This window comes from Bacillus sp. NMTD17 (genome assembly GCF_002998735.1).
Classification (GTDB): Bacteria; Bacillota; Bacilli; order Bacillales; family Bacillaceae; genus Bacillus.
Genome location: NZ_PVRH01000004.1, coordinates 233,805 through 248,785 on the forward strand (window position 1 = coordinate 233,805; position 14,981 = coordinate 248,785).

At 43.4% G+C, this 14,981-nt stretch carries 14 protein-coding genes; 8 read left to right on the forward strand and 6 right to left on the reverse strand.

Features of this window, described 5'->3' with window-relative positions; translation table 11 throughout:
• Positions 1-32 precede the first annotated feature (32 nt).
• The gene (locus tag C6347_RS13415; protein WP_106071732.1) at positions 33-1,370 is read left to right on the forward strand and encodes an aminotransferase-like domain-containing protein; all 1,338 of its coding nucleotides are present in this window, start codon (positions 33-35) and stop codon (positions 1,368-1,370) included.
• On the opposite strand, the gene C6347_RS13420 is transcribed toward C6347_RS13415, so the two are convergent.
• The 5 genes from C6347_RS13420 to tcyA form a co-directional block, all read right to left on the reverse strand.
• Entirely contained in the window at positions 1,367-2,059 is a 693-nt protein-coding gene (locus tag C6347_RS13420) for a 4'-phosphopantetheinyl transferase family protein (protein WP_106071733.1), read from the reverse strand. The two genes, C6347_RS13415 and C6347_RS13420, sit on opposite strands and share 4 nt — an antisense overlap.
• Positions 2,060-2,244: 185 nt before the next feature.
• Complete coding sequence (locus C6347_RS13425) at positions 2,245-2,889, reverse strand: YczE/YyaS/YitT family protein (RefSeq protein ID WP_034664112.1); 645 nt, start codon at positions 2,887-2,889, stop codon at positions 2,245-2,247.
• Between the two features lie 144 nt (positions 2,890-3,033).
• Entirely contained in the window at positions 3,034-3,777 is a 744-nt protein-coding gene (locus C6347_RS13430; RefSeq protein ID WP_003214030.1) for an amino acid ABC transporter ATP-binding protein, read from the reverse strand.
• A 12-nt stretch (positions 3,778-3,789) separates the two neighbouring features.
• Positions 3,790-4,482, reverse strand: coding sequence for an amino acid ABC transporter permease (locus C6347_RS13435; protein ID WP_034325166.1), 693 nt, complete (start codon positions 4,480-4,482; stop codon positions 3,790-3,792).
• Positions 4,469-5,284 (reverse strand): cystine ABC transporter substrate-binding lipoprotein TcyA, encoded by an 816-nt coding sequence (gene tcyA / locus C6347_RS13440; RefSeq protein ID WP_003213831.1) that lies wholly within the window; start codon positions 5,282-5,284, stop codon positions 4,469-4,471. The genes C6347_RS13435 and tcyA overlap by 14 nt, the downstream gene beginning before the upstream one ends.
• Positions 5,285-5,609: 325 nt before the next feature.
• Here tcyA and C6347_RS13445 point away from each other — a divergent pair, with 325 nt between their 5' ends.
• On the forward strand, positions 5,610-7,043 hold the full coding sequence (locus tag C6347_RS13445; protein WP_081311447.1) for an amino acid permease: 1,434 nt from the start codon (positions 5,610-5,612) through the stop codon (positions 7,041-7,043).
• 44 nt (positions 7,044-7,087) lie between these two features.
• Here the strand turns inward: C6347_RS13445 and C6347_RS13450 are convergent, their stop codons facing one another.
• Positions 7,088-8,581 carry a peptide MFS transporter gene (locus tag C6347_RS13450; protein ID WP_060595527.1) on the reverse strand — a complete coding sequence of 498 codons (1,494 nt, stop codon included), beginning with the start codon at positions 8,579-8,581 and terminating at the stop codon, positions 7,088-7,090.
• A 263-nt stretch (positions 8,582-8,844) separates the two neighbouring features.
• Between C6347_RS13450 and C6347_RS13455 the strand changes: the two genes are divergently transcribed.
• The 6 genes from C6347_RS13455 (at position 8,845) to C6347_RS13480 (ending at position 14,951) form a co-directional block, all read left to right on the forward strand.
• Positions 8,845-10,629, forward strand: coding sequence for a right-handed parallel beta-helix repeat-containing protein (locus C6347_RS13455; RefSeq protein WP_066031332.1), 1,785 nt, complete (start codon positions 8,845-8,847; stop codon positions 10,627-10,629).
• 200 nt (positions 10,630-10,829) lie between these two features.
• Entirely contained in the window at positions 10,830-12,155 is a 1,326-nt protein-coding gene (locus tag C6347_RS13460; protein ID WP_060595529.1) for an LLM class flavin-dependent oxidoreductase, read from the forward strand.
• Positions 12,156-12,172: 17 nt separating this feature from the next.
• On the forward strand, positions 12,173-12,676 hold the full coding sequence (locus C6347_RS13465; RefSeq protein ID WP_106071734.1) for a GNAT family N-acetyltransferase: 504 nt from the start codon (positions 12,173-12,175) through the stop codon (positions 12,674-12,676).
• Between the two features lie 22 nt (positions 12,677-12,698).
• Complete coding sequence (locus tag C6347_RS13470; protein ID WP_060595531.1) at positions 12,699-13,493, forward strand: amino acid ABC transporter substrate-binding protein; 795 nt, start codon at positions 12,699-12,701, stop codon at positions 13,491-13,493.
• A gap of 24 nt (positions 13,494-13,517) precedes the next feature.
• Positions 13,518-14,192 carry an amino acid ABC transporter permease gene (locus tag C6347_RS13475; RefSeq protein ID WP_060595532.1) on the forward strand — a complete coding sequence of 225 codons (675 nt, stop codon included), beginning with the start codon at positions 13,518-13,520 and terminating at the stop codon, positions 14,190-14,192.
• 12 nt (positions 14,193-14,204) lie between these two features.
• A complete protein-coding gene (locus C6347_RS13480) occupies positions 14,205-14,951 on the forward strand; it encodes an amino acid ABC transporter ATP-binding protein (RefSeq protein ID WP_060595533.1) in 747 nt (248 codons plus the stop codon).
• The last annotated feature ends 30 nt before the right edge of the window (positions 14,952-14,981 follow it).

Here is a 14,981-nt window from a genome sequence, read left to right on the forward strand (position 1 = left end):
TGATATCTGTACCGGTACAAGGAGGAAGCGGTGTGAGGAAATATGATCAGCTTATTCTCAGCTTAAAAGAGAAAATGGCGTCTGGTGAATACAGTGCTGGCATGAAGATCCCTTCCATTCGTCATTTAGCGGCTCAATATGGAGTGAGTAAAAGCACTGTCATCAAAGCACTGGACACATTAGAACGTGAACATCTGCTGTATTCTGTAGAAAGAAGCGGCTATTATGTCGTGAAAACGAAGCAGTCAGCGGGTAAACAGGACAGCACATGGATTGATTTTGCTTCATCTGCACCTGATCCCGTTGTGTTTCCATATGTCGATTTTCAGCACTGCATCAACCAAGCGATTGATTTGTATCAAAATGACTTGTTTATTTATGGCACAGCCAACGGCTTACCATCGCTGCTGCCAGTCATTTCTAAGCGATTAATGGATTATCAAGTATTTGCAAATCCAGAACAGATCGTCATGACCTCTGGTATTCAGCTGGCGTTATCCATTTTAAGCACCATCCCTTTTCCGAATGGAAAACAGACCATACTAGTCGAACAGCCTGGCTATCACCTATATCTCCAATATTTAGAGAAAAATCAACTGCCTGTGCGGGGGATTCAGCGGACGGAAAAGGGAATTGATCTTCAGGAATTGGAGCGTATCTTTCGAGAAGAGGAGATTCGTTTTTTCTATACGATGCCAAGGTTTCAAAACCCGCTTGGAACGAGCTTGTCAAAACAGGAGAAAAGAGCGATTGCAGCCCTTGCTGAGAAATATGATGTCTATATCGTTGAAGATGATTATATAGCCGATTTAGAATTCGACGCAAAAAGAGACCCGATCTATTCGTATGATCAGGCGGGTAAGGTCATTTATTTAAAAAGCTTCTCCAAAATCATCTTTCCAGGACTTCGAACAGGAGCAGTCGTTTTACCTGAGGAACTGATTGGACCTTTTAGTGAACACAAACGGCTCATTGACATCGACAGCTCCATGCTGTCACAGGCAGCCTTAGAAATATATTTAAAAAGCGGGATGTTTGAACGGCATCGAGACAGAATGCAGACAACCTATCGCAACCGATCCAAACAGCTGGTGACTTGTCTGAAAAATGATCAAATCGCTTATCAACTGGGAGAAGAGGAGCCAGCTACCCATACACATCTTCGTGTCGATCGATCAATTCCGATGAATCAGCTCATTCAGCAGCTGAAAAAGGCATCTGTTTCCGTTCAGTCAATCGGCCGCCACTACCTGTCGACCCATCAAAAAGACCCCATTCTTCAGCTGAACATCTGGCATGTGAAAGAAGACCAAATCACACGTGGAGTCGAATTGCTAAAGACAGCACTTCAGCAAATTGGGCGATATTAAAGACGGGACAGTACATCTTTGCAAGAGAGTATCTCAACACGTTCAGCCGCAGAAGGTTTTCGTGTGCACACCGCCATTTGGTAGGCAGGATCGAGTGAGTATGTTTGAACAAAGCAGGGCGCTTCATGATCAGGTAATGTCAACGTCGCCTGTCCATCCTCTGACAGACGGGCTGTAAAGGACGAAAGACCATAAGATAATCCCTTTCCAGTCAGCTTGATAAAGGCCTCCTTCATTGACCATAGATGAAAGAAGTAGGCTTCCTGCCGTTCTGCCGGTTGTGAAAGTAAATCCTCATACTCATCTGCTGAAAAAAATCGTTTAGCAATCGCTAGATCAATCGGTTTGATCTCCTCAATATCAATACCTACAGGTGCATCATCTATTGCGCATACGACCCAATCACCAGAGTGAGAAAGATTAAAGTGAAAAGAAGGAATGTGCCGGACGACAGGCTTGCCATTGCCCTCTGTTGCAAAAACGATTTGATCAATAGGCAGATCGTACATATCATGGATCATTTGACGAACCAGCACCTCACCTAACAGGGTCCTTCTTGCATCGACAAAAAAACGAAAGCGCTCAGCCGCAGCACGCTTTGCAGGTGATACAAAGGGTTTCAGGCAATCGATTTGTTGTCGTGCACCTATTTCATCTAAGTGTAGTAATTGGATAGCAAATATCTTCATAACGAACCTCAATTTTTTACATTGATTGTAACATTGGTGAGCGCCGTACAAAAGGGAAACAGCCTCCTTTTCACTGAAAGCCTAAAATGACAGATGTAGGCTTATTTCATCTTATGAATATAAGAAAAATCTGTTTATTTATTTCAGCACAAGAAAAGCCATTCTTTTTGTAGAATGGCTTGTTCTTATCTGATAAGCGTTTGAACAGGTTTCTCTGCTGTTTTAGTAATAAGCAGCTGCAGGAGCCGTGTAGACTGCGGCAAGGAGAAACGAAGGACGATACCTGTAAAAATAGCAGTCAGAATCGTGCCAATGCCAATCGGTCCGCCGAGCATCCATGCAAATAAAAGCACTGTTAACTCAATGCCATTTCGAACCCACTGCACGTTCAATCCTGTTTTCGCTGAGATGAGCAGCATTAATGAATCTCTTGGCCCGGCGCCAAGATTGGCTGAGACATAAATGCCAACACCATACCCTGATACCACAACGCCTGTAATAAACACATATAAAGCGGGTAAATACCCATGTGGTGCAGGCAATACCGCATTAAAGAAATCTATAAACACGCCAATCAGCACCATGTTCAATAATGCGCCGATCTTTGGAAATGATTTCGTAAAAACAGAAGTCAGTGTCACGATCAGTGCACCAATAATGATGGACCACTGTCCAATCGTGAGTCCAAAGTGCTGAAACAGTCCGTAGTGGAAAGCGTCCCAAGGACCAATCCCAAGAATCTTTCCTTTCACTGTCAGCGATAATCCAAAAGCTAGTACGATCAATCCAACAAAATAAAAAAACCAACGTAAAAGATGTTCCCGCTTCAAAAGCATTCCCTTCTTTCTTAAACACTCGAATTCAATCGTAACATACTCCCACGCCCCTTTAAATGGCTTTGCTCAATTGTAATCGCTTACTTTTAAAAATATGAAAAAAGGCTGCTCTCATCACGTGAGAACAGCCTTTTTTCATCATACTGGATTCAAAATCCGGTTTAAGAATTGTTTTGTTCGTTCTTCCTTCGGTCGTTTGAAGATTTCTTCCGGAGGGCCTTGTTCGACGATGACGCCGCCATCAATAAAAATCACTTCGTCTGCCACTTCTTGGGCAAACTTGATTTCATGTGTGACAACTGCCATGGTCCAGCCTTCTTTCGCTAGATCCTTCATGACCTTTAAGACTTCCCCGACAAGCTCAGGGTCAAGTGCAGAGGTTGGTTCATCAAAAAGCATGAGCTCTGGCTGAATGGCAAGTGCACGGGCGATCCCGACACGCTGCTTTTGACCGCCTGAGAGCTGGAATGGATACAGATCCTTTTTATCTTCAAGACCGACCTTTTGCAAGAGCTGGATGGCTTCTTTTCGAACCGTTTCCTTTGGACGGCGCTGTACTTGAACAGGACCTTCCATCACATTTTCAAGCACTGTGCGGTGTGGAAACAGGTGATAATCCTGAAACACCATTCCTGATTTTCGGCGAAGTTTCAGCAGGTCAGCTGATTTATTTTTTTTCGAAAAATCTATCGAGAAATCATCGAAGGTAAAGGAGCCGCCATTTGGTGTTTCAAGTGCATTTAAACAGCGAAGCATCGTTGTTTTTCCTGAACCTGATGGGCCAAGAATGGCTACAACCTGCCCTTTGTTGATCGTAAAATCTATTGACTTTAAAATCTCATTTTCACCAAAGGATTTCTTAAGACCTTTGACTGTTAGCATGTCGTTCCCTCCTTACCTTGCGACATATCGATCAAGTCGTTTTTCAATTTGATGCTGAACGAGCGATAGAATGAAGCAGAATACCCAATAGATCAGGGCTGCTTCCATATAAATGAACAATATCTGATCCAAGTTCGCTGCAGCAATTTCCTGAGACTTACGGAAAAGCTCTGCCACGAGGATTTGAGAGGCAAGAGATGTATCCTTCACCAAACTAATGAATGAATTAGATAGCGGCGGAATCGATACACGCACAGCCTGCGGTAAAATGACGCGGACGAGTGTTTTACGATGCGTCATCCCGATCGAATAACCAGCTTCCCATTGTCCTTTTGGAACAGACAGGACGGATGCACGAATAATTTCCGATGCATACGCACCTACGTTTAATGAAAAAGCAATAATGGCACTTGGATATGGATCCAGTGTGATATTAAATGTCGGAAAGAAATAGAAAATAATAAACAATTGCACAAAAAGCGGCGTTCCACGAACGGCCGACACATAGATGGAGAAAATCCATCTGAGGGCTTTGATTTTAGACATTCTAGCAAGAGCTGTCACAAGCGCGATAAAAATACCAATGATAAAGGCAATGATGGCGAGGGGAATTGTATAATAAATCCCCTGCATCACCATTGGCCAAAAAGATTGCTGAAGAAGATCCCAAGGAATGACGACTCCCAGGGTATTACTTTGTAACATCTTCACCAAACCATTTCTTAGAAATCTTAGCAAGTGTACCGTCTTTTTTCATTTCTTTTAATGCGCCATTCACTTTGTCAACGACTTCGCCGCTGCCTTTTCTGAATGCAAAGTAAGTTTCTTGAGGATCTCCTGTTTCAAATGCAACTTTTAGGTTTTTGTTCCCGCTTGTTTTCAAGTAATTCAATACAGCCAGCTTGTCATTGAACGTCAGATCAGCACGTCCTTGCTGAATCAATTGAATCGATTGTGCAAGGCCTTCAACGCCTTCAATTTTAGCACCAGCATCTGTAGCTAGTTTATTGTAATTACTTGTTAAAGATTGTGCTGCTTTTTTGCCTTTTACATCAGATAGTTTCTTGATGTCGTTGTTATCTGATTTTGTCACAACAATGGCTTGAGACGTTGTGTATTTATCAGAGAACTCATATTGATTTTCACGTCCAGTTTTACCAACTTGGTTCGCTACCACGTCAAAACGTTTTGAATTCAGTCCAGCAAACATGCTGTCCCATTGTGTTTCTTTGAATTCAGGTTTTAAGTCAAGACGTTTTGCTACTTCTGTGATGACTTCTACATCGTAGCCAGTTAATTTATCTGTCTTTTTGTCATGGAATGTGAAAGGAGCATAAGTACCCTCTGTTCCGATCGTCAGAACACCTTTATCCTGAATGGATTTCCAAAGGTCACCTGATTCCTTAGACCCAGATTGTTTATTCGCGTTGTCGCTTGCACCAGATCCACATGCCGTGATCAATGCAACACAAGCGCCTAACATAATGGCAAAGAACATTTTTTTCATTTTATTCCCCACTTTTCTTGTTGGTATTTACAACATATGATCTTACAGAGAAGCAACCTAAAAGTAAAGCATTTGAAACTAGCTTGAGCGAATCTCACCAACTTTATGCCCGCAACCCATTTCTTTCAAACCTCTAACGTCTATAAAGCCTATCATCTTTTATTTGTGCGAACATTACTAAAATAAAGACTTTGAGACAGTGACCATAGAAGGAAGAATATTTATTATAAAAGATGTATAATTAGTAGGTTGTTTTGAAAATGGAATGAATCACATGGAGACATGTTTTGATAACTGAGCATCTTAGAAGAAGGAGGGCATCATTGTGGATGTTGGACAAAATCAGCCCGAACAACTGAAAAGGGCGATGACCTCCCGCCATTTATTTATGATTTCACTTGGCGGTGTCATTGGGACAGGCTTTTTCTTAGGAACGGGCTATACGATTGGACAAGCAGGGCCAGTTGGAGCCGTTCTTTCTTATATTGTGGGCGGATTGATTATGTATTTAACCATGCTGTGTCTTGGAGAGTTGTCGGTCGCACTTCCTGTGTCGGGGTCGTTTCATACGTATGCGACGAAATTTGTCAGCCCTGCAGCGGGTTTTGCTGTCGGCTGGATTTATTGGCTTGGCTGGGCGGCAACGGTCGCCCTAGAATTCTTATCAGCAGGACAGCTGATGAGGCGCTGGCTCCCGCAAGTGGATGTGTGGATTTGGTGTCTCATATTTGGAATGTGTCTTTTCTTATTAAATGCCCGGTCGGCGAAAGCGTTCGGGGAGTCGGAGTTTTTCTTTTCAACCATTAAGATTATTGCGATTTTACTCTTTATAGGTGTAGGCGGAGCGGCGATGTTTGGTTTTATTGAAACAACGAGCGGTGAACCTGCCCCTTACTTCAGTCATTTTGTGAGTGATGGTTTGTTTCCAAATGGATTGCTCGCCGTTGTGGTCACGATGATCACCGTGAACTTTTCATTCCAAGGAACAGAGCTGATCGGGATTGCGGCAGGGGAAAGTGAAAACCCTGAAAAAACCGTTCCTCGTTCGATTCATCAGACGGTTTGGCGTACACTCGTCTTTTTCGTCTTATCCATCTTTGTCTTAGCGGGTATGGTGCCTTGGAAGGAAGCGAGTGTGCTGCAAAGTCCATTTGTTACTGTATTTGAGAGAACGGGAATTCCTTTTGCGGCAGACATCATGAACTTTGTCATTATCATCGCTTTATTATCTGTTGCCAACTCTGGCTTGTATGCATCGACGAGAATGCTGTATTCCTTATCGAAGGAAGGAATGGCAGGAAAAGCATTTAGACGCGTGAATCAGCGCGGTATTCCAATGAATGCCTTACTGCTCACGTTCCTGTTTACAGGGATTTCGCTATTATCCGGGTTCTTTGCAGAGAAAACAGTATTTGCCTGGATCGTGTCCATTGCCGGCATGAGTGCCCAGACTGGCTGGATCACCATTACATTATCACAGATGCTTTTCCGCAGAAGATATCTTAAAGCAGGCGGAAAGCTGGAAAACTTAAAATTTAAAACCCCTCTCTATCCGGTTCTGCCAATTATTGCGATTACACTCAACACAATCGTTTTAATCAGCCTTGCCTTTGATAAGGAACAGCGCATTGGGTTATATGTCGGCGTCCCTCTCATGATCATTGGGTATGTCGTCTATCACCGCTATGTGAAAAAGCATCAGGCGAAAAGTGAACCGCTTAAGCTGCAAATCCATGGAGATGATGAGATCCGGTTTTAAACCAGAAAAAGAAGCCAACCCAATCGGGAGGCTTCTTTTTTCATTTAATGAATGCCTTTCATTGCTTTCTTGATCACTGGTGTTAAGAGCAGCATCACACCGCATAAAACGATGGCAAGCATTCCGATGATACCGAAATAGACGGTTTCTGGCACTTTATCAAACAGTTTGACCACTTGCGCATTGATCGCCTGTGCCATCGCATTTGAAAGGAACCAAAGGCTCATCGTTTGCGCTGAGAAGGCAGCAGGTGCAAGCTTTGTTGTTGCTGACAGCCCAACTGGTGATAAGCAGAGCTCTCCGATCACGACAAGGAAGAAGCTCAGAACGAGCCATAATGGGCTCACAAGTGTATTCGGACCAGACATGTAGGCAGGAATGATCATGATGATGAAGGATAATCCTGCAAACAGAAGGCCAAGTGAGAACTTAATCGGGGTAGACGGCTGTTTCTTTCCAAGTCTAATCCACAACCAAGCAAACACAGGAGACAGCAGCACAATAAAGATTGGGTTCAATGATTGGAACCACGAAGAGGCAAGTGTCATCCCTAGGAAATTCAAGTTTGTTCGTTGATCTGCATATGTGGCTAAAATGTTTGAGCCTTGTTCTTGAATTGCCCAGAACATCACCGCAGCAAGGAACAATGGAATATAAGCGAGAACCCTGGATTGCTCCACTGAGCTCGTCTTTTTACTGAAATACATGACGATGAAATACACAATCGGAATGAGCACACCAAGCACACTGACAAACCAAGTGAATAGATTAATCGTGAGTGCGCCTGTTTGAATGCCAATGACAACAAAAACAGCGAGCACAATGATGATCAATGTTCCGAAAATTTTGAAGTTCTTGCGTTCAGCAGCTGATAACGGATTTGTCACATAAGTGCCGGCAAGACCAAGGTTCGGTTTTTTCGTGATCACAAATGTAATAAGTCCAACAAGCATCCCAACGGCAGCAAGTGAGAATCCGAGGTGGAAGTTCACTTTTTGACCGAGTGTTCCGACAATTAATGGGGAAATAAAACCACCCATGTTGATGCCCATGTAGAAAATACTAAAGCCAGAATCCCTGCGAGGGTCCGTTTTGGTATACAGGTCGCCAACAATGTTTGAAACGTTCGGCTTCAAAAGGCCCGTCCCAATAATAATCAGTCCCATACTAATAAAGAGCGCTGTTGCTCCGCTTGGCAAAGCTAAAATGACATGTCCAAGCATAATGAAAACCCCGCCATAAAAGACCGTACTGGACGAACCGAATACTCGATCGGCGAGCCATCCTCCAATAATGCCTGACATATAGACAAGCGCACCGTAGACAGACATGATCGAATTGGCTGTCGTCTGATCAAAACCAAGACCGCCTTTTGTCACCTCTGTGTACATATAATAAATAAGCAGTGCACGCATGCCGTAATAAGAGAAACGCTCCCAAAATTCAGTGAAAAACAGTGTGTAAAGTCCTTTAGGATGTCCAAAAAACCCTTTTTGAGGAACACTTTTAACAATTTTATCGTGGTCAATTGTAGACATGGCATAGATCCTTTCTTAAAAAAAGAGATATGAGAAAAATGATATTCTTGTATAGTTCTTGTGTCAATATAAAACTATTCTAAAACAGGAAAATGTTAGTTCAATAGGCGTAAAGACTCAAAAAAATGAAACATTCTTTCAAGTGAGAATGGTCAGAAAGTTATATCGGAAGAATTTACTTAAAATTTGAAGAATTGTACAAGCAAACCTTTTACACATGCATAGGATGACAAGAGGACTTGTGTGAAAAGGAGGGATTTAGGTTGGGGGAATTGAATGAATCTGATCTAAAAAAACCTGTTGTCAATGTACAAGATTTTGGTGTGATTGCGGATGGGGAAACGGACTGTACAGCGAGGCTCAATGAATGCTTAGAATGGACGAAAGCACAGGGGTATTCCCACGTCTGGCTGCCGAGCGGCACGTATGTAATCGATGCAGTGTACAGAGGTGATCGATTTTTTCCTTTCCGAGGTGCAGGCATACGGGTGCCAAGTCATATGTACATTGAGATGGCGCCGGATGCCGTGATTAAGGTAAAACCAAATGATTCGTGGGGGTATGCGGCCTTTTATATAGGAAAGGTTCAGCATGTGACCATCAGGGGCGGGCGAATCGAAGGGGATCGTCATGAGCATGTGTACAAGTCGCTTCCCCCTGAACGAAAAACCCATGAGTGGGGCTTTGGGATATGTATTGAAGGGGCCTCCCATGTGGAAGTGAATCGTGTGCAAATCAAGAATTGTACGGGAGACGGCATCATTGTCAGTCCCCACGGTTTATTATCACAAGCTGAATCGTACTCGCCTGCTTCATCTATTCATATTTCTGGCTGCCACATCACAGATTCAAGACGAAACAATATCTCGATTACAGGCTGTGATGGGGTCATTGTGGAGGACTGTCTGCTGGAGAGAGCAGGAGTAAACGGAGTCGAGCCGAGAATGGGTATTGATATTGAAGGCTACGGAGAAAAAGCAGTTAATATGGAAGAACCGCTGAATATTCAAATTCGAAACAACATTGTAAGAGGTGGTGCTGCAAGTTCCATTTATAATTTCAACGGCTATGGTGTCATCATTGAAGGCAATCATACAGACAGCAGTATCTCCTATGGCTTTGCCACCGAAACAATCATTGCCAACAATTTGATCCGTGCAGTGGGAGGAGGCGTTACAAAAGCAGGAATTACGAGCTTAGGTGTCTCTCTTGGTCAAACGGAAAACAATGTGATCATTATTGGCAATATGATTGAGGGATTTGAAAAAGGGATTGATGTGAGGGGCGACAGCGTTCACATTACAGGAAATAAGATCAGTCTATTTGAAGATGCGGCTGTGTCCGTTTATATGGCGAATCGTATTCTAATAGAAGGAAATCATATTGAATCGGGGACGAATACAGGGCAAAGAAGCGCAGCGCTGCGTATCTATCAATCGGATAGCGTCGTCTTTTCAAACAATACAATCTACTCGGTGATCGATGGGGCGATGGTGAGAGGAACGAATATCCTGATCCAGCACAATCAATTCAAAGATTTCAGCAGAGGGATATGGGTGCAGGAAGGGGAAACTGGAATCAACGGCAACCACTTTATTCAAGAAGGACACCCAGAGCTTGCGTCTTCGTATACGATCAGTATCACTGGGAGTGCAAAGGCTTTCATCTGGCAGAATCGCTTTAAGCACTACCAAAATTACGCCTTATACAGCAGCACGACGGGTCCATTAGAAATTAAAGATAATTCCTTTGAAGAAACATCTTTATATGTGGTGATGTATATTAAAAATGGTTCACCGCAAATTGGAGATAACCGCTTTTATTTAAATCGTTCGTTCGGACAGCCGACGGCGATCTTTATCGATCAAGCCGCCTCAGCCCGTGTGCTGCGGAATAACATCATTAATTTATCTCCTCAAAAAGCGATTGCCGTCCGCACTATATCTTCCACTCATTCTGTGATCGCCCATAACATGCTGGAACGCAGCCAATTGGTAACACATACCACAGACCGGCTCATCGGAAATATTGAAATCGACACACCATGATGAACGGGTGAAATCCCTAATTTTGGAGGTTCAGAAGGCGGTTGACAATCCTGTAAAAAGGGCATATAGTAATAATTATTTTTCATTTTTCGCAACATTTGCCCTTTTTTTATTGATAAAACCGATTAATTCAATCAGAAAAATGTATCTTCTGAGGACTTCAGTTTGATACAGCAGGATATAGAAAGGATGAAGAACAAGTGTCACAGCCGAAAAGGAAGCTCAAGCTAGGCGTATTCATCGCAGGAACTGGACATCATGTTGCCTCTTGGAGACATCCGAACGCCGTATCAGATGCAGCCATGAACCTGGATTATTTTAAACAATTAGCGAAAAAAGCAGAGGAAGGAAAGCTAGATTTACTCTTTTTAGCCGACAGCTTATCCATTAATCAAACCTCTCATCCGAATGTACTCACGAGATTTGAACCGCTCACCCTGCTTTCGTCCATTGCTGAGTCTACTTCATCAATTGGTTTAGCAGCAACAGCATCCACTACATACAGTGAGCCCTTCCATATTGCAAGACAGTTTGCCTCCCTTGATCATTTATCAGGCGGAAGAGCGGCATGGAATGTGGTCACATCTTCTATTGAAGAAACAGCGAAAAACTTTAGCGGGGAAGAGCATTTAGCACACCATAAACGGTATGAGCGAGCAGAAGAATTTGTCGAGGTCGTGAAAGGTCTTTGGGATTCTTGGGAGGAAGACGCCCTTGTCAGAAACAAGGCAACGGGAGAATTCTTTGAATCTAGTAAGCTTCATGAGCTCCAGCATAAAGGTGAGTTCTTCTCAGTACGGGGTCCTCTCAACGTATCACGCACGCCTCAAGGGCAGCCAGTGATCATTCAAGCAGGATCATCCGAAGATGGTCAAAAGCTTGCAGCGAAAACAGCTGAGCTCATTTTCACTGCACAAAACGATCTCGAAAAAGCGAAGGAATTTTATCAAAGCTTGAAGGAGAAAGTTGAGGCTGCTGGTCGTGCTAGAGAGGACGTCAGCATCATGCCGGGTATCTTCCCGATCATTGCTGATACAGAGGAAGAAGCCAAAGCAAAATATGAAGAATTACAGGAGCTGATTGTTCCTGAGATTGGGCTGAGCATTCTGCAAAACTACTTAGGTGGGATTGATCTGTCTCAGTATCCTTTAGACGGACCGCTTCCAGAGATTGATCCAAGCACGTCAAATGCGGTGAAAAGCCGCTTTGATCTTGTGATGAATATGGCGAGAAAGGATAACCTGACCATTCGCCAGCTCTATCAATCGGTTGCCGGCTCTCGTGGTCATAATATTTTCATTGGAACACCAGAGCAGCTAGCAGATGTGATGGAAACATGGATCAATGAAGAAGCAGCAGACGGCTTTAACGTCATGCCGCCGCTCTTGCCAGAAGGGCTGGATGTGTTCGTAGACCGCGTTGTCCCGATTCTTCAGGAACGTGGCTTATTCAAAACAGATTACACAGGACAAACCTTACGAGAAAATCTTGGGTTAAAACAGCCAAAAAATCGCTACACGACATAAGGGTGAGGTGACTAACGTTGGGATACACGTTTCGTCTGGCAACAGAAGCAGATATAGAGGCGCTGCTTGAACTGACAACAAGAGCCTATGAGCCAATTCGTGAGCTCGGCATCCAGTTTCAAGCAGCACATGCCGATTTCGCTCTCGTTCAGAAAAATGTACAAAAGAATCTTTGCTATGTGATGGAAGAAAACGGAGAACTTCTATCTACCTTGTCGCTCCGTATGCCTTGGGGAGAGCAGCCAGGACCGTTCGACGTCCCTCACATTTGGTGGTTTGCTTCAGAGCCTTCCGCCAAAAAAGGGACAGGCTCTGTCTTGCTGGAATGGGTGGAAACTGAAGTGCTAAGGGATACCCTGAAGGTGCCATACGTATCTCTTGGTACAGCTGATAAGCATCCGTGGCTCATGGACATGTATGAGCGCAAAGGCTACGTCAGAGCAGGAGAAAAGGATTTAGGCAAGGGTCACATCACGGTTTATTTTAAAAAACAACTAAGGTCAGATATGACACAATTATAAGAAGAAAGAAGGGTTTACGAACATGAAAAACAAAAAGTGGCTAGTCGTTCTATTTGCAGCAATGCTGGCAGTTTTAGCAGCTTGCGGCGGCAACAATCAGAGTGAAGGCAAAGACGAAAAAGTGTTAAAAGTAGGCGCCACAGGGCAAAGCTATCCGTTTGCTTATAAAGACAATGGCAAGCTTGTTGGCTTCGATGTCGAAGTAACTGAAGCCATCGCAAAAAAACTCGGCTACAAACTAGACTGGCAGCTGAGTGAATTCAGCGGACTGATGGGACAGCTGACATCTGGTAAGCTGGATACAGTGTCAAACCAAGTCGCAGTCACAAATGAGCGTAAACAAACGTTTAACTTTACAGATACGTACGCTTACGCAGGAACACAAATCATCGTGAAAAAGGACAACAACGACATCAAAGGTCTTGATGATTTAAAAGGAAAAACAGTAGCGGCGGTTCTTGGCTCTAACCACGCCAAAAACCTAGAGAGCAAAGACCCGGACAAAAAAATCAATATTAAAACATATGAAACGCAAGACGGTGTATTAAATGAAGTGGCAAATGGCCGAGTAGATGCTTATGTCAACGGACGCAGTGTATTACTTGCTCAAATTGAAAAAACAGGTCTGCCTCTCAAAATCGTTGGCAACCCAATTGTGTATGAAGAAGTAGGCTACCCATTTGCCAAAGATAAAAAGCATGACAAGCTAAGAGAAGAATTTAACAAAGCGATTAAAGAATTAAGAGAAGACGGGACACTGAAGAAATTGTCTGAGAAGTATTTCAAAGACGATGTCACGGTGCCAATTAAAAAATAACGACAGCGGCGGTGAAGAGCAGACATGAACAAAATTGATTGGCAGTATATGGTGACGGTTTTTCCGACATTGATTCAATACTTGCCGATAACGATCTTCATGGCGATTGTCTCCATGGTATTTGCCATTATCATTGGTGTGGTATTCGCTCTCATTACGAAAAACCGGATACCTGTTTTATACCAATTTGCCAAGCTGTATATTTCTTTTTTCAGAGCGGTTCCAACCTTGGTTCAGCTCTTTCTCATTTATTTTGGTCTTCCGCAGCTATTCCCTGCGATGACCTCAATGGATGCCCTAACAGCGGTCATTATCGGATTAAGTATTAAAAACTCAGCATACTTAGCAGAAATTTTCAGAGCGGCCCTCAATTCTGTAGATGAAGGGCAGCTAGAGGCATGTCTATCTGTCGGCATGACAAGATGGCAGTCTTACGTCAGAATTATTTTCCCGCAGGCAGTCAGAAATGCGATTCCAGCGACGGGGAATACCTTTATCGGTCTTTTAAAAGAAACATCTCTTGCCTTTACCATTGGGGTGGCAGAAATGTTTGCACAAGGGAAGATGATTGCGTCCGCGAACTATAAATACTTTGAAACCTATTTAGCCGTAGGGATTGTGTATTGGGTTATGACCATCATTTATAGCTTCCTTCAAGACCTATTTGAACGAAAAATCAGCAAACCTTACCGGAATTAAGGAGGTGTGGACATGATCAAGCTCACCAATTTGAAGAAATCATTCGGCGATCTTGTCGTCTTAGACGGAATCAATCTCGATGTGCAAAAAGGGCAGGTTGTGGCCATTATCGGACCTTCTGGCTCCGGTAAATCCACCTTGCTGCGCTGCTTAAATTTATTAGAAATACCAGATGAAGGCATGATTGAAATTGGCGATGCGAAGCTCGATGCGTCCAAGTATACACGTAAAGAAGCCCATCATCTGCGTCAACAAACGGCCATGGTGTTTCAAAACTATAATCTATTTAAAAACAAGACAGCACTGCAAAACATCACAGAATCACTGCTTGTGACGAAAAAAATGACGAAGCAGCAAGCAAATGAGATTGGGATGAAGCTGCTGAAGCAGGTAGGATTAGAGCAAAAGGCTGACAGTTATCCAGTCACGTTATCTGGCGGACAGCAGCAGCGAATCGGGATTGCCCGCGCATTAGCGGTTGATCCACATGCGATTTTACTCGATGAACCAACGTCAGCTCTTGATCCAGAGCTTGTCTCAGGTGTGCTTCAAGTGATTAAATCCATTGCAATCCAAGAAACAACGATGATCATCGTCACACATGAAATGGCGTTTGCAAGAGAAGTGGCAGACCATGTGATTTTCATGGCGGATGGTCATATTATTGAACAGGGCACACCAACTGAGCTATTTGATGAAACGAAGAATGAACGGACAAAACGATTTATCCAAAAAGAAGCAGCGGCTGAAGAAGCATAAGCTGCTTTTTACTCTTTAGAGGGGTGAGTA